The sequence below is a fragment of the Rummeliibacillus pycnus genome, assembly GCF_002884495.1.
Lineage (GTDB): Bacteria > Bacillota > Bacilli > Bacillales_A > Planococcaceae > Rummeliibacillus > Rummeliibacillus pycnus.
Genome location: NZ_KZ614145.1, coordinates 2944749 through 2959025, shown reverse-complemented (window position 1 = coordinate 2959025; position 14277 = coordinate 2944749). Strand labels below are relative to the sequence as shown.

At 33.8% G+C, this 14277-nt stretch carries 19 protein-coding genes; 8 read left to right on the top strand and 11 right to left on the bottom strand.

Annotated elements, in window-relative coordinates; all coding sequences use genetic code 11:
- Positions 1-182: 182 nt before the first annotated feature.
- Entirely contained in the window at positions 183-1073 is an 891-nt protein-coding gene (locus tag CEF14_RS14385) for a sensor domain-containing diguanylate cyclase (RefSeq protein ID WP_245890174.1), read from the bottom strand.
- A gap of 416 nt (positions 1074-1489) precedes the next feature.
- On the opposite strand from CEF14_RS14385, the gene CEF14_RS14380 reads away from it, so the two are divergent.
- The 5 genes from CEF14_RS14380 to CEF14_RS14360 all read left to right on the top strand — a co-directional run bounded on the left by CEF14_RS14380 (position 1490) and on the right by CEF14_RS14360 (position 5714).
- Entirely contained in the window at positions 1490-2878 is a 1389-nt protein-coding gene (locus CEF14_RS14380) for an amino acid permease (RefSeq protein WP_102693471.1), read from the top strand.
- A 100-nt stretch (positions 2879-2978) separates the two neighbouring features.
- Entirely contained in the window at positions 2979-3749 is a 771-nt protein-coding gene (gene pgeF / locus CEF14_RS14375; protein ID WP_102693470.1) for a peptidoglycan editing factor PgeF, read from the top strand.
- A 291-nt stretch (positions 3750-4040) separates the two neighbouring features.
- Positions 4041-4364 (top strand): PadR family transcriptional regulator, encoded by a 324-nt coding sequence (locus tag CEF14_RS14370; RefSeq protein WP_102693469.1) that lies wholly within the window; start codon positions 4041-4043, stop codon positions 4362-4364.
- Positions 4357-4914, top strand: coding sequence for a DUF1700 domain-containing protein (locus tag CEF14_RS14365; RefSeq protein WP_102693468.1), 558 nt, complete (start codon positions 4357-4359; stop codon positions 4912-4914). Before CEF14_RS14370 ends, CEF14_RS14365 begins: the two co-directional genes overlap by 8 nt.
- Positions 4911-5714 carry a DUF4097 family beta strand repeat-containing protein gene (locus CEF14_RS14360; RefSeq protein WP_102693467.1) on the top strand — a complete coding sequence of 268 codons (804 nt, stop codon included), beginning with the start codon at positions 4911-4913 and terminating at the stop codon, positions 5712-5714. The genes CEF14_RS14365 and CEF14_RS14360 overlap by 4 nt, the downstream gene beginning before the upstream one ends.
- Positions 5715-5809: 95 nt before the next feature.
- On the opposite strand, the gene CEF14_RS14355 is transcribed toward CEF14_RS14360, so the two are convergent.
- The 6 genes from CEF14_RS14355 to CEF14_RS14330 form a co-directional block, all read right to left on the bottom strand.
- Positions 5810-7033, bottom strand: coding sequence for a glutathionylspermidine synthase family protein (locus tag CEF14_RS14355; protein ID WP_170061520.1), 1224 nt, complete (start codon positions 7031-7033; stop codon positions 5810-5812).
- A gap of 8 nt (positions 7034-7041) precedes the next feature.
- On the bottom strand, positions 7042-7497 hold the full coding sequence (locus CEF14_RS14350) for an RNA helicase (protein WP_102693465.1): 456 nt from the start codon (positions 7495-7497) through the stop codon (positions 7042-7044).
- Positions 7498-7514: 17 nt separating this feature from the next.
- Positions 7515-7919, bottom strand: coding sequence for a DUF350 domain-containing protein (locus tag CEF14_RS14345; RefSeq protein ID WP_211284623.1), 405 nt, complete (start codon positions 7917-7919; stop codon positions 7515-7517).
- Positions 7920-7948: 29 nt separating this feature from the next.
- The gene (locus CEF14_RS14340) at positions 7949-8311 is read right to left on the bottom strand and encodes an aminotransferase yhxA (protein ID WP_407690456.1); all 363 of its coding nucleotides are present in this window, start codon (positions 8309-8311) and stop codon (positions 7949-7951) included.
- A gap of 225 nt (positions 8312-8536) precedes the next feature.
- Positions 8537-8833 (bottom strand): putative quinol monooxygenase, encoded by a 297-nt coding sequence (locus CEF14_RS14335; protein ID WP_102693463.1) that lies wholly within the window; start codon positions 8831-8833, stop codon positions 8537-8539.
- A gap of 32 nt (positions 8834-8865) precedes the next feature.
- Entirely contained in the window at positions 8866-9504 is a 639-nt protein-coding gene (locus CEF14_RS14330) for a nitroreductase family protein (RefSeq protein WP_102693462.1), read from the bottom strand.
- 205 nt (positions 9505-9709) lie between these two features.
- On the opposite strand from CEF14_RS14330, the gene CEF14_RS14325 reads away from it, so the two are divergent.
- Positions 9710-10369 carry a TetR/AcrR family transcriptional regulator gene (locus tag CEF14_RS14325; RefSeq protein WP_102693461.1) on the top strand — a complete coding sequence of 220 codons (660 nt, stop codon included), beginning with the start codon at positions 9710-9712 and terminating at the stop codon, positions 10367-10369.
- Positions 10370-10709: 340 nt separating this feature from the next.
- On the opposite strand, the gene CEF14_RS19075 is transcribed toward CEF14_RS14325, so the two are convergent.
- Entirely contained in the window at positions 10710-10862 is a 153-nt protein-coding gene (locus CEF14_RS19075) for a hypothetical protein (RefSeq protein WP_170061519.1), read from the bottom strand.
- Positions 10863-11338: 476 nt separating this feature from the next.
- On the opposite strand from CEF14_RS19075, the gene CEF14_RS14320 reads away from it, so the two are divergent.
- Positions 11339-11830, top strand: a complete 492-nt coding sequence (locus CEF14_RS14320; protein ID WP_102693460.1) for a hypothetical protein — start codon at positions 11339-11341, stop codon at positions 11828-11830.
- Positions 11831-11979: 149 nt separating this feature from the next.
- On the opposite strand, the gene CEF14_RS14315 is transcribed toward CEF14_RS14320, so the two are convergent.
- Entirely contained in the window at positions 11980-12258 is a 279-nt protein-coding gene (locus CEF14_RS14315) for a hypothetical protein (protein ID WP_102693459.1), read from the bottom strand.
- A 410-nt stretch (positions 12259-12668) separates the two neighbouring features.
- On the opposite strand from CEF14_RS14315, the gene CEF14_RS14310 reads away from it, so the two are divergent.
- Positions 12669-13319, top strand: coding sequence for an acetate uptake transporter (locus tag CEF14_RS14310; RefSeq protein WP_102693458.1), 651 nt, complete (start codon positions 12669-12671; stop codon positions 13317-13319).
- Between the two features lie 195 nt (positions 13320-13514).
- Here the strand turns inward: CEF14_RS14310 and rlmH are convergent, their stop codons facing one another.
- Together rlmH and CEF14_RS14300 are read right to left on the bottom strand one after the other, a co-directional pair.
- On the bottom strand, positions 13515-13994 hold the full coding sequence (rlmH, locus tag CEF14_RS14305) for a 23S rRNA (pseudouridine(1915)-N(3))-methyltransferase RlmH (protein WP_102693457.1): 480 nt from the start codon (positions 13992-13994) through the stop codon (positions 13515-13517).
- 89 nt (positions 13995-14083) lie between these two features.
- The gene (locus CEF14_RS14300; RefSeq protein WP_102693456.1) at positions 14084-14248 is read right to left on the bottom strand and encodes a CxxH/CxxC protein; all 165 of its coding nucleotides are present in this window, start codon (positions 14246-14248) and stop codon (positions 14084-14086) included.
- Positions 14249-14277: the final 29 nt, after the last annotated feature.

Sequence of the window (14277 nt, the reverse complement as noted above, 5' to 3'; positions counted from 1 at the left end):
GTTGAATTTAATTTTATTTCAAGCACGCCCCATAAATAACCCATTTCCTCTTCAATATAATAATTGGAGGCTAATAGTGCATTCAAAAATGCACTATAATTCTCAAATCCTTATTTTCTACTTAAACGAAGTTGCGTGGTAAGTTTAAGTAGAAACCTTCATCTATAGATAAACCCGCTTAATCAAACTAACACTCGTTCTTTCTTTTTATTTCTCTTTTCTTCATACATTCGGTTGTCCGCTTCAATAAATAACTGCTTCATTTTTGAAAGGGATGATGAGCTATATGCATACCCCTTCGACATTTTTATATAAAATGATGGGTTACCGTTATTGAATGCATCTATTTCAGATTGTACATTAGTTAAAAAAACTTCAACCTTAGATAGATCTGTATCAACTAACATAATTACAAACTCATCTCCACCTATTCTTGCAACGATTTCGTTCTTACTAGAGCTTCTATATAATAGATTCGCTGTTTCTTTTATTAATGTATCTCCCATTTTATGTCCAAAGTGATCATTTATAAATTTAAGTTCATCTAAATCACAAATTACAATTGCTATTGAACTATTGCTTTCTTTATCGTAATATTCAAACTTTGATTCAAAATATTCACGGTTAAAAATATTTGTTAAAGTGTCATGCGAAACTTTATATTCCAACTTTTTCTGCAATTCCACTTTTTCATTTATATTTCTATAAATCCCCTGAACGGCTACTACTTCCCCGTTTTCATAAACTGGTGTTGCATATTCCTCAAACCATATATATTGTCCTTGAGTGTTTTTCAATCTCAGAATGATTGGTTTACTGTAATCTATCTGCCCTGTTGTTTTCTTTAATAAGGTTTCATAATCATCTGGATGAACAATTTCATACACTTTATCTGGATAATTTAAATGTTCTTTTAATGAATTTGGCCCAAGTATATTATCGATTACAGGACTTAGATAACGATATTTTAATTTTGGCTTTGTATCGCAGTAATAGAGAATATCTTTTGCATTCTCAACAACTTGTATCATAGGACTTAAATGGTTAATTTGTTGCTGTAATTTTTTTCGCATCGAGTTTAATTGAAGGCATGTTATGACAAGCCCTATTGTAAGTAATACAGCTACTATCCACATAAAAAAATCCTTTCTTCTTATAGAATAAAACAAGAACTTCCGACATTTTTTTACTTATATTTTATGATTTACTGTTTTAAAAACATTATACCTTTTATTTCTAATTTAATAAAAATATATAATATATGAATATTTGAGTGAGGTTACCTTTATTTTCTCCATTTATGGATGATCATAAATTAATTATTTTTCTAGCTCATCGCTTCAGTGCTTCAATGCATAAAAGTTCTCTTATTTCGTGAATAGTTCCTCAATTTCGACACAATTCGTGTTAATTCGACAATTTTGATTGACATAGATTATGTAAATGTTTAGAATATTTATATAATTTAAAATAGAATTGAGTGTTTCCAATGAAAAATACTATTTTCCGAAAAAAGTCCGTAAGTGATCTTTTACATCAACAAGGGAAAATTCAACTGAATAAAACGCTTGGCGCATTTGATTTAATGCTACTAGGCATAGGTGCCATTGTTGGTACAGGGATATTCATCCTACCGGGAACCGTTGCAGCTGAACACGCAGGTCCAGGAATTATTTTCTCCTTTATCATCGCTGCGATTGTTTGTGCATTTGCTGCCATGTGTTACTCAGAATTTTCATCATCTATCCCAGTAACTGGTAGCGCCTACACATATACCTATGTTGTTTTTGGTGAAGTTGTTGCTTGGCTTGTTGGATGGTCATTAATATTAGAATATGGCTTAGCTGTTGCAGCTGTTGCTACGGGTTGGTCATCTTATCTTGGTTCGCTATTAACTGGTTTTAATATTCATATACCACAAGCAGTTTCAGGAGCATTTAATCCTGAAAATGGAACTTATGTAAATTTACCTGCGATTGTAATCATTTTAGTAATTGCATTCTTACTTACTATGGGTATAAAAGAATCAACAAAATTCAACACAATCATGGTTAGCTTAAAAGTGGCGGTTATTCTTCTTTTTATCTTTGTAGGTGTTTTCTATGTCGAGCCTACAAACTGGAAACCATTCATGCCATTTGGGACAAGCGGTATATTATCGGGTGCTGCACTTGTATTCTTTGCTTATCTTGGCTTTGACGCAGTATCATCTGCTGCTGAAGAAGTGAAAAATCCACAACGTAATATGCCAATCGGTATTATTGGCTCATTGCTCATCTGTACAGTTTTATATGTTATTGTATCGCTTGTTTTAACAGGAATGGTTCCTTATACAAAGTTAAATGTAAGTGATCCGGTAAGCTATGCGATGCAACTAGTACATCAAGATTGGATTTCTGGCATTATCTCTTTAGGTGCAGTGATTGGTATGATGACCGTAATCCTTGTCATGCTCTATGGTGGTACTCGTCTTATTTTCGCATTTAGTCGTGATGGTTTACTTCCAAAAGTAATGTCAGAAGTAAATGCGAAGCGTCAAACACCAGTAAAAAACACTTGGATTACAGCAATCTTAATCGCTTTCTGTGCCGGATTTGTCCCTTTAGATAAGTTAACTGAACTTGTTAACATGGGGACTTTATTAGCCTTTACAGTTGTATCAATTGGCGTAATCCTTTTACGTAAAAACAAGGACATTAAAACTGGTGGGTTCAAAGTTCCATTCTTCCCAGTCATTCCGCTTATCTCATTTGCCTTATGCATTTTCTTAATGACTCAGCTATCCATTCATACCATTATTTTCTGTGGTATTTGGATCATTGTAGGGTTAATTATTTACTTCATTTATGGTAAAAAACATAGCTTATTAAATAAATAAACCTAAGCTCATATGGCACAGCTATATGAGCTTTTTTGTCGAAATAGCGAATGTCTATACATCCCTCTTCCATTAAGATATATTAAAACTAGGTGATGATATGAAGACAAACATTTACTTAAATAATGAAAAGTTTATTGCTGGGATTACGCTAAGGGATGAAAATGAACTTGAACAAGGAAATATGGCACTACATACTTGTATAAATCCTGATGAAGTATTAGAAAACCGTAAGAAATTAGCTGTTTTAATTGGTTGTGGGCTTGATCAATTCGTATGCGCCAATCAGACCCATAGTGCAAATATTCATAAGGTATCGCTTGCTGATAAAGGCAGTGGGGCTGAAAGTAAGGATACTGCTATTCCAAATACTGATGCTTTATACACTTATGAGCCTAATTTATTATTATGCTCATTTACTGCAGACTGCGTACCCGTCACTTTTTATAATGAATTGAACGGCCTCATTGGTGTCATTCATTCTGGATGGCAAGGGACAGTCAAAGAAATTTCTTTGAAAACCTTTGAACATCTAAAACAAGTAGAGAACTGCAATCCGATTGATTTTCATATCCATATTGGTACAGCTCTAAGCCAAGGAAAATTTGAAGTTGATGAAGATGTCTACGAAAAGTTTAAAAAACTTGGTTACGCTGATGACTTTATGTATTACAATGATCAAACACATAAGTATCATATTGACAATCAACAAACCGTCAAAAAGCAATGCGAACTAGCCGGTATTCCATCTGACCATATCACAATTGATTCCACTTGTACGTTTTTAAACCCAGAGGGATTTTCATATCGCCAAGATAAAAAAGCCGGAAGACATTTGAGTTTTATTATGAGGAAGCAAGTAATATACTAAGATTTGAAAAGGACAGAGTGAATTCATCATTCACTTTGTCCTTTTCCTTTAAACCCTATTTTGTAATTTCCCTCTAAATACATAAACTACATTGATTTTCCCATTCTTTCTAAATACATATTTCAACAATTACCATTTTAATGATTGCATATTTTTATTAATTTTTTATAAATTAGGAATTAAACCCTTGTGTTAGAAAATACTGGATGTTATATTATAGCCGTTAGGTATTATTCAAAGTACTGTACTATACAATATATAGTAGTTGTAAGGACGAGAGGTGATTCAGTTGTGAACGTGCAATTTAAAAAAGGTGTCCTAGAGCTTTGTGTACTGGTGTTATTAGATAAACAGGATCGTTATGGATATGAATTGGTTCATAAAATTTCTAACCAAATTGAGATTTCTGAAGGTTCTGTCTATCCTCTTTTAAGACGCTTAACAAAGGAAGAATATTTTACAACCTACTTACAAGAATCATCAGAGGGCCCATCTAGGAAGTATTACAGATTAACTGACAAAGGAAGAGAATATCTCCATGAACTTATTGATGATTGGGGTAAATTTTCGAATGGGGTCAATCAATTAATTAAAGAAGGTGAGAATATTGACTAAAGAACAATTTTTGACACAATTGAAGAAATCCCTTAAAGGGATTTCTTCAGATGAACGACAAGATATTTTACAGGATTATGAAGAACATTTTGCCATTGGATTAGAAGAAGGGAAAACAGAACAGCAAATTGCTGATTCACTTGGCCAACCTAGTCAAATTGCCAGAGAGTTAACGGCCATGCACCATCTTGAAAAAGTTGAAACAACCGCTACTACAGGGAATGTTATTCGTGCTGTTTGGGCTGTTATTGGTTTAGGATTTTTTAATATTGTGATCGTTCTTGGACCTTTTATTGGATTATTGGGAGTAATTTTTGCTGGTTGGGTTACAGGAGTATCTTTTGTTGCCTCACCATTACTTGTATTAGTAAATGCTGTCGTCAACGTTGGCACTTTCCAACTTTTCGACTTATTTGCATCAATTGGACTCTGCGGACTTGGCCTATTGATTGGACTGGGTATGTTTTTTATCACGAAGTGGCTTACTTATTTATTTGTAAAATATTTGAAGTTTAATATATCTCTTGTGAAGGGCGGTTTAAAGGCATGAGTAAACTATTAAAAGTCTCCATTATTGCACTTGTTCTTCTTTTAATTGGTGTTATTGGTTCCCTTCTAACTTTCCGCTCCAGCAATGAAGTTGTTGCAGTAGCAGAAACAAAGAAAATTGCTCAACCAGGCATTAAATCAATAGATGTGAGTGTTGAGAATGCAATTGTAGAAATAATACCTTCAAAAAATAATATAACTAAGGTAGAACTGACTGGCAAGAGAGAACCCTCCTCTAAACAAAAGCTATCAGCTACCGTTAACGGCGAAACACTTTCGGTTAGATTAAACGAACAGCAGTTTAAATTTTTCAATCTAAACTTTCTGTCCACGGAACTAACCTTAAAAGTATTTGTCCCAGAAAAACTATACAAATCGATCAAAGTAAAATGTGATAACGGATATATAAAAGCAACGGATTTACAAGCAAATGTTTTATATGCTAAAACAGACAACGGTCGGATTACTTTAGAAAATATAAAATCAACTGAAGCAAATGTGAACTCAGATAACGGTATAATAGTCCTTAATCATGTAGAAGGGAAACTTTCTGGAAAAACAAACAATGGGAAAATTACTTTAAAAACAAAAAGTTTAGATCGTCCGATTCAATTAGAATGTGATAATGGGTCCGTCACGGTTCAAACAGAAACTGAACCAACTAATGCAACATTTGACGTTCATGTAGATAATGGACGAGTGAATATCCTTGATAAATATAGTGGCTCTGCAGTAATTGGTAAAGGGGAAAATTTAATTAGGCTTTCTACCGATAATGGACGTATTACAATAACCAAGTAAGAACATTCATGATTTCTCCAAAATGAATGGGCAGATATCGCATCATTTTAATACAGTAAGAAAAGCACATCAGCTTTAACATGATGTGCTTTTTACTATTCCTCTTCTTTTAATAACCCCACTGGCAAATAATAAGAAAGATTATTAGTGATCATACCCCCAACTCTATAACCTAGTGCTGCTGATTTTCCGTTAAGAAGAAAGCTTCCAAGTAGAAGATGGCCTTCCTGTTTCCCTTTTTCACTATTGAATGTTATTGTGGGATGTTTGATAAATTGCTGATAAACAGGGATATATTCAGAATAAGTCTTTTGAGTGTCTGAATGGAGTAACCGACCATACCCATTATATATTTCAACCGTGTCTCCTTCTCTTCCGAATGCAGGCTTTTTCACAAAAGAAAGACCTCTTTGTAAAAAATAATCTGATTCAAGATACGTCGGAAGAAAATATTCCTCAATCCACATATGCTCTTCTTCAGTAAAGAAAGAATGATTCTCTTCATGTAATCCCCAAATGACAGCCTGAACTACTTTATTTTGTAGTAAAAAAGAAGAAGGGGGATTAATGATCGAGAGTTTCTTCTCCTTCACAAGTTCCAACAACCATAAACCAATCTTGTTTCCTTCTCCATCTTCATCCGTTATCAAACTTTCTATAGGGAACGTTTGCCTATAAAGAATATCTATTTTGATTCCATCCTCATCAAAAAGCCCCACACCTCTTTGAATCTGAAGCTTATGGAGAGGCGTAAATTTAGATATGGGCACACCATTTTGAAGATATAATACGGTCTCACGGTCCTCAATGTTATCCTCATGGGCAGTAAAAACTATATGGGGCGATTCCTTATCGGTACTCTGGCATATGCTGTCGGAGATAGCTTGTCTCAAAAAGCGCTCCATGTCCTCATTTGGATTACCTACACCAAATTCTCGGCAAACCAATTCATTTATACTAAATAATTCCTTGATAAATGTTGGCGTATCGGCATTGATTTCAATACATTTATAGCTATCTCCATACGAAATAAGATCAAGTCTCGAGATAACGCTTTCTGTCGGGAGTATTTTTAGCCTTATAAATGACAGTGTCTCCTTTGGAAATCCCATTTCAAGAAGAGTTTCATCGGGTACTTGTCGGAGTAAAGGACCTATTTTAAAAAATATAGAACCAACACGTTCACTAATAAGTCGAATTTTCGCAACTTCCTTTTGGTTTAAAAGCTTCATATCATAAAGAGCATATTCCTCACCATAAAGATCTGCCCAAAAGCTTTCCAGTTTCCCATATAACTGCAGTCGTTTTGTATGATACATTTGTACACTCAATCCTCTTCTAAATCCTTAACATAGATGACATATACACCTCGATCTTCATCAATTTCCGTAGAGGTTACAAGCTGTTGACCAATTTCCGGAACATCAACAACATCCTTTAAAAGAAAGCGAATCGCATCAAAATGAGTACTACAGGGGATTCGAGATAATAGCCGAAAATTTTCTCGTTCATGGGGACTACGAAACTCGATATGAATACCTTCACCACGAAAGCTTTTTTCATCTTCTCCTCGCAAATTTCTCCCTATTTCTTTAATCACCAAAATGTCATCTTCCCCATCCATCTCATTAGAAGCAAGTTCGTATTGTGTCCCTCTTATTATAAAATATGTACATAGCTGTCTTGCGTAAAATTCATCAACCCCAACATTCGAAATTGTATATTCAAAGAACGGTTCATAGCAATCATTGCCTTTATCAATATAATAAGTTAATTGTTTCATATATTTCTCCGATCCAATTAGTAAGACAGACATTTTGCTAAAATCCAACCAACTGCCAATGATAGAGATACTAACAAAGTACCTACTGCTCGATTATCCTCTTCAATTGCTTTATGAATACTAAAACGTATCGTTATGATCTCTGCTAGAATGAACACAATAATTTGAGAAACAATCCCGATGGCTCCCCAAATTACCATATCCACAAGTGATACTGAATATTCAGCCGCAGCTCCTAAAACAATTGCTAATCCCATGACCTTTCCACCGAGTGACATTGCCGCTGTTACATTTTTCTCAGTAATCAAGTGGAATTCCTTTAACTTCGGCGTACTAATTGCAAATAATGCAACTCCTACTATAAGAAGAAGCAACGCAACTCCTAAATAAGATAGAAAATTGATATATAAATTCACATTCATCCTCCTTTTTTGCTTTAAACTAAGTCATTTTATCCTCCAAAGCTTTTAACCCCACTACCAAATCCAGAGCTCGCTTTAATTCCACCTTTAAATGAAGAGCTTTTTTTATAACTTTTATAGCCATGGCTTTTTAATAGTGAATTTTTATTGTTGTAATAATGACCGCCATAATAATAATGACCATTGTGACTTGAACTGCTGTCTTCACATGCCCAGACACCTTTATCATCGTCCCATTCCCAATCATCACAATTTTTATCAGTAGGTTTAGGAGGGAGATTAGCACTATTTGAAGCGCATCCAACAAGACCAAGTGAAAGTGCGGTCGTTGTAATGCCTATCATGATTTTTTGAGTTTTCCCCACTATTTTCACCCCTCTTCCTTTTTGCAATATACTTTACGAACTGATTTCAAAAAAAGATTCAAAAATATAAAATGAAGCTGTTTTGTTCCTAATTAAAATTATCAGTCACAGTGTCTTTTGGTTATGTCTGCACTTGTTCAAATGATAGGAACATGTAGAGTTTGATTGATTCATTTTTCCACAAAAAAGGATATCCCTAACGCAATACTTTGGGATACCCTCTCTTTTTTCTTTATATTTAAGCTATGAAATCTAGGACTTTAACGGCTGACCATCAAATGCTTTAACATCTAATGGCGCAGTCAAAAAGCCTTTTGCTTTTGTTACAAAGCTAGTGAAGTGTTCACTTGAATTGTGGCTAGCAACAGCTTGCATATCCTCCCAAATTTCCACCATCGTAAATACATTTTCATTTTCTATATCCTTTTGAAGACGATATGAAATATTTCCGTTCTCTTCCCTTGAAGTAGCAATTAGCGGTTGAATTTCTTCCAAAAACATCCCCTTCTTTTCTGGATTAATATGGAACGTAGCATGAATAATAATCATCTTACTTCAATCCTTTCTTATTTATATTTTTATTATTTCCATTGTGCGACTTGTTCAATAGGTAGACGTACAGATTTATGACCATTGTCGGCTGCTTTACCAATAGAGATTAACATAACCGGAACATAACGATTTTTATCTAATCCAAAAGCCTCTGCAATTTTATCTTTTTCATAGCCACCGATTGGATTCGTATCATATCCATACGCACGTGCAGCAAGCATTAACTGCATAGATACAAGGCCTCCATCCACTAAAACAACATCTTCCATATCTTCACGTGAAATTGTTTCAAAATAGCCAGCAAAAGATGCATGAATTTGTTCTTTTACTTCTAAAGGCATAAATCCTTTCTCTACAGCAGCACCATAGATTTCTTCGAATTTCTCATAATTATTTACATCACCAAAAACAGCAATTACTGCTGATGATGTTTCAACTTGAGTTTGGTTGAAACGAGCCAATGGTGCTAGTGTTGCTTTTGCTTCAGGGCTTTCAATGACAAGAAAACGCCATGGTTGCATGTTAACAGATGAGGGAGCAAGAGTTGCCATTGTTAAAATCTCAGTCATCTCTTCGTGGCTAATTTTCACGGATTTATCATAATTTTTGATGGAGCGGCGTCCTGTTACAATTTTATTAAAATCATTCGTTACTTGTGTTGTATTCATGGTAGTTATATCCTCATTTCATATTAGGTTCTTACATAAATTCACCTTATTCATTTTAGACTGTTTTGTTATAAAGTGTCTAAAATGAAACTATGTATACCTTACTCTACTTTTTTTCAGTTGTAAACTAAAAAGATTTGGAATATTAAAGTATGAATTAACAACATGGGATTATGATATAATTTTGGTATAAGGGAGTGGTATATTGAGAAAAATTGCACCAAATGAAAGACAGAAGATGAGAAAAGCTTACGTAAAAAAACTAATTCATGTCATTCGAACTCAAGGATTTCTTTCACTTACCATTCAAGATATCGCAAACACAATGAATTTGAGTCGAGCTTCCTTGTATAACTATTTTTCTTCCAAGGAAGATGTCATCATGGAGCTGACTAATATCTGTATTGATTATATAAATGAAGCTGGTCACACTATTTCTAACGAAGAGTTATCCTATCCACTTCGGTTTCAAAAAGTATTTGAACAAGCTGTTTTTTCAGCTGTGTATTCTTCTGATATTTATTTGTCTGAATTAAAAAGAAGTTGCCCACATCTTTATGAAAAAAAAATGCAATCAAGAAAAGAACAATTATCTACAATTCATACCTTTTATCAAAAGGGCATGAGAGATGGAGTTTTTAATAAATTGAATCCTTCAATCCTGATTATTCAAGATGAAACTGTTTTAGGGAAATTAGTTAATACCTCTTTTTTAATAGATGAAGATTTATCATTGAAACAGGCTCTATTTGATTATTATATGGCGAAGAAGACCCAGATCATTAAGCCTCAATACTTGAACAATATGATAAATGAAGATATTCATGGAATGATGGATTGTATCCTAGAAAAACTAGCTATCTAATTAAAAAGACTGTCATCTATATGACAGCTTTTTGTTGGGCCGTTGAGAAAGCTAATGTCTCAACGGTTATTTTTATGATTGTTCAACTTTTATATCTCAACAAGTCCTGGGATAACATGAAAAAGCCGCTAAATAGTTCCCTATTTAACATTTCAAGCTCATTTCATATATTTTTGCTTTTCCCCACATTTATACATTTCCATTTTCTATCTCATCAAAATAAGATATCTTATATGTTTGTAACTATCTCCATGATATCATCATAACAATAGAGAGAAGGCTTGGATGAGCAGATGATCAGATGACATAATCCGGTATCTTTTCTGTTAAAAGCAACTTATTAAAAAATATTAGCTAAGTAAGATTGTATTGATTTAGGTAATGATTGAAAGAATAATCCTTGATATTTGATATCAAGTAGACCTGCTATAAAAATTATAATAACGATGAATAATAAAAGAGGTTTCTTATTCTTTTTAGAAATCCATTTCATTAGATTCCCCTCCTTCGAAAGTTAGCTTAGTTAGCAAATTAAGTATATATTACTGTATGTAATCTTTATATGATTTCTTGCAAAGCAAACATCACCTACTAATGATAAGGTTCCCCTGTGAATATTTAAATATTTTTTTACTAAAAGGTTTCGTTTATCAATAGTGTTGCTAGTTCAATCGTTTTGCTACAGGCGAACCTTTTCAGTAGGATGATGAATGAACTCTCTCTGAATTAATATCCACCCAAAAGATACGAATACATTTGGAGATTGCCACCTTTCACTCAAGTATGATGCATAATCGACAAAATGACAGCTCCTACTAATGTAGATTCAACTTATTCTTTGTCACCCCTGTTGGAAACTTTACATAAATTAATTAAAACCGTACAAAATGTACCTACTTTTTTCGCTCCAAATAAACAATACCCTAAACAAGATTGATCAATTGAGATTTGATAAAGAAAGGAATGGCTATGGTAAATTTTAAATCTTTTCGAGGAATCGTTACCCAGATAAATGATTTTATAATTGGGCAAAATGGGGAAGGAGAAGGTTGTTATAAATTAATGACGGTGGAAGATGGGGTTGGCGGCATCGCTAATTTTGTGATCTCACCTACTACTTATTTTGTTAATCAGGAAATTGTGAACCTCGGCGATCGTATGACTGGATACTATGATGGAGATGCACCTGTACCTTTAATATACCCACCACAATATCGAGCACTTGTTATTGTAAAGGAAAATAACTATCAAAATGTAAAGGTAGATTTTTTTAATAACCAATTAGTAAGTAGTGATGGCCAATTAAAACTAAATATCTCTCCTTATACCATTACTTTGCTTACAAATGGGCAACCTTTTTCAAAAAGTCCTGCAAGTCGAAACCTAATCGTGATATATGGCCCTACTACAAGAAGTATTCCTGCACAGACTACACCTTATAAAATAATTGTTTGGTGTTAAAGTTAGTTTTTTTATTCTATTCTACAGACACTATATTAGATGCTGTATTACCTGTGACTACAGCTTGTAAAAAGCATATCAATCGTAGATTAAGAAAATAAAATACCTCCCGTGTGTTTTATGAAACCAACGAGAGGCATTGTCTTATCTTATTGCTCTTTCACTTTCTCTTTTACTTCGTGTAATTGCCGCTTAATCAGATCTAAGTGTTCTTTATTTTGCTGAATGGTATCCATATGCTCCCCATATTCCACTGCATTCAAGAGTGCATTTTCTGCATGGTCTATTTGATTGAAAGCATGCTCAATCGCTATCTCCTCTGGGTGTGACTTCGCTTGCTTTAACAAACGCTCTGCCTTTTGGACAGAGTTGCCAAACAAAGTACTCGGATGATCCTGTTTCCAACTCATATCTGAATGCTTAGCCAATTATGTCTCTTCCTTTCCTACCAATTAGATAAATAATCTAGATATAGTATTGTAAAATATCCGAAAAATATGCATGAGTGAAATAGCCAATATCTATGTAAACGTGTCATATTAAAAATAACTATAACTTTTGATACAACTTCAGAAATAGAAAGGAAGATACCTTTAACTAATTGTACTAGAACAGAAAATCATAAATTTCTACATTAGTACATAAATATGCCCTTATTTGATAAATTTTAATCATTTCATAGTTTTTCTTTTTTAATAAATCTTGTTAAAAACATCAAATATTCATTCATTAATAACCTAGTTCCCTTTGAATCAGCCTTATCTATGGTTATCATACGTAACATAGTTTAAACTCAACGTGTTCGAGAAAATTTACATCAAGAGTTAGGAGAATTTGAATGACACAATCAAATAACATTAAAATTGTAACTGCAGATCCATCTGCTATCGGTCTATTCGGTTTAGCCATCGTTACACTAGTTGCTTCATCCGTAAAGCTAGGTTGGACAGAAGGATTAGGTCTAGTCATTCCTTGGGCAATCTTTCTAGGGGGAATTGCACAATTTTATGCATCAATTTTAGATTCAAAACATAACAATGTTTTTGGCACAACTGCATTTGGCGCATATGGTCTCTTTTGGATGGGAGTAGCTACAAGTTGGTTTGTTCAAGCGGGTGTCTTTGGTAAAGTACTTCAGAACAGTGCGGATACTCATCAGCTAGGGATTGTTTATATAGGTTATCTAGGCTTTTCAATTTTTATGACAATTGGTGCATTAGAAACTAACAAAGTATTATTTGCAATTTTCTTCTTAATAGACTTACTATTTATTGGTTTAGGATTCAGTACTCTTGGGATTATGGAATATAACATGCACTTACTTGCAGCCTATTCAGAGCTAGCAATTGGTCTTTTATCTTTATATGGAGCAGGTGCTAACGTGTTAAACAAACACTTTGGATTTGACTTTCTGCCAATCGGTAAACCATTTGGGGTTATTAAACCTCATGAAAAGAAAGCGATTTCAGTTTTAAGCACTGAAAATTAATAATAAGCTACGACTTGTAGAATACTCCATAAGTCGTAGCTTTTATGTTTATTCTAATAACTACTATAGCACTTTGACCAGTTTCGTAATAAATCTATTGGGGTTCCACAAATCAGACTACCAACAATTATTACAATACTATTTAAACAAAACCTTGCTCTTCAAATTTAGGAAACATGGTTTTAAAAACATCACTTACTTATGATACGGTTCACCCTTCATAATTCGAAAGCTACGATAAATCTGCTCCACTAAAACAAGCTTCATCAATTGGTGAGGCAAAGTCATCTTCCCAAATGACAATTTATCATCTGCACGATTTAGTACATCATCATGCAATCCTAGTGAACCACCAATAACGAAGGCTATTTTACTGTGACCGTATGTCATAAGATTTTCAATGTCTTTTGATAAATCCTCGGAACTTCTCATTTTTCCATTGATGGCTAGTGCGATCACATAATGGTCTGGTGTGATTTTAGCAAGGATACGTTCACCCTCTTTCTTTTTGACAATTTCCATCTCTGCTTCACTGAGTTGTTCGGGAGCTTTTTCATCAGGAACTTCAATGAGGTCAATTTTTGTATAACCACTGAGACGTTTAGCATATTCTTCGATTCCCATTTTTAGATACTTTTCTTTTAATTTCCCAACGCTTATTATTGTAATACTCACAGGTTATCCACCTTTACATTTAATTTACAAACATTTTATCCACAGAAGTTATGCACATATCCACAGGCGTTTCAAGATATTGTGTACGCTCATTTGTTCGCCACAATATATGTCGCTTGCTCGTCGCAATAACTACATTTTGTGGATAACTTTTCTTCCTCCTCTACTTTTTCCATAATTGGAACTTCTTTTTCCGTTGCAACAAACATATCTAAAGCGTGTCCTATATGGGTTTCACAGCTATATATTTTCAAAATATTTCATCCTTTCGATCTCTTTGATT

Coding starts and splice junctions, on each gene's coding strand:
- CEF14_RS14320 (WP_102693460.1), top strand. CDS start 11,339: ATGGTAAATTTTAAATCTTTTCGAGGAATCGTTACCCAGATAAATGAT.
- CEF14_RS14380 (WP_102693471.1), top strand. CDS start 1,490: ATGAAAAATACTATTTTCCGAAAAAAGTCCGTAAGTGATCTTTTACAT.
- CEF14_RS14310 (WP_102693458.1), top strand. CDS start 12,669: ATGACACAATCAAATAACATTAAAATTGTAACTGCAGATCCATCTGCT.
- CEF14_RS14335 (WP_102693463.1), bottom strand. CDS start 8,833: ATGATTATTATTCATGCTACGTTCCATATTAATCCAGAAAAGAAGGGG.
- CEF14_RS14330 (WP_102693462.1), bottom strand. CDS start 9,504: ATGAATACAACACAAGTAACGAATGATTTTAATAAAATTGTAACAGGA.
- CEF14_RS14385 (WP_245890174.1), bottom strand. CDS start 1,073: ATGCGAAAAAAATTACAGCAACAAATTAACCATTTAAGTCCTATGATA.
- CEF14_RS14350 (WP_102693465.1), bottom strand. CDS start 7,497: ATGAAACAATTAACTTATTATATTGATAAAGGCAATGATTGCTATGAA.
- pgeF (WP_102693470.1), top strand. CDS start 2,979: ATGAAGACAAACATTTACTTAAATAATGAAAAGTTTATTGCTGGGATT.
- CEF14_RS14345 (WP_211284623.1), bottom strand. CDS start 7,919: ATGAATGTGAATTTATATATCAATTTTCTATCTTATTTAGGAGTTGCG.
- CEF14_RS19075 (WP_170061519.1), bottom strand. CDS start 10,862: ATGAAATGGATTTCTAAAAAGAATAAGAAACCTCTTTTATTATTCATC.
- CEF14_RS14360 (WP_102693467.1), top strand. CDS start 4,911: ATGAGTAAACTATTAAAAGTCTCCATTATTGCACTTGTTCTTCTTTTA.
- CEF14_RS14355 (WP_170061520.1), bottom strand. CDS start 7,033: ATGTATCATACAAAACGACTGCAGTTATATGGGAAACTGGAAAGCTTT.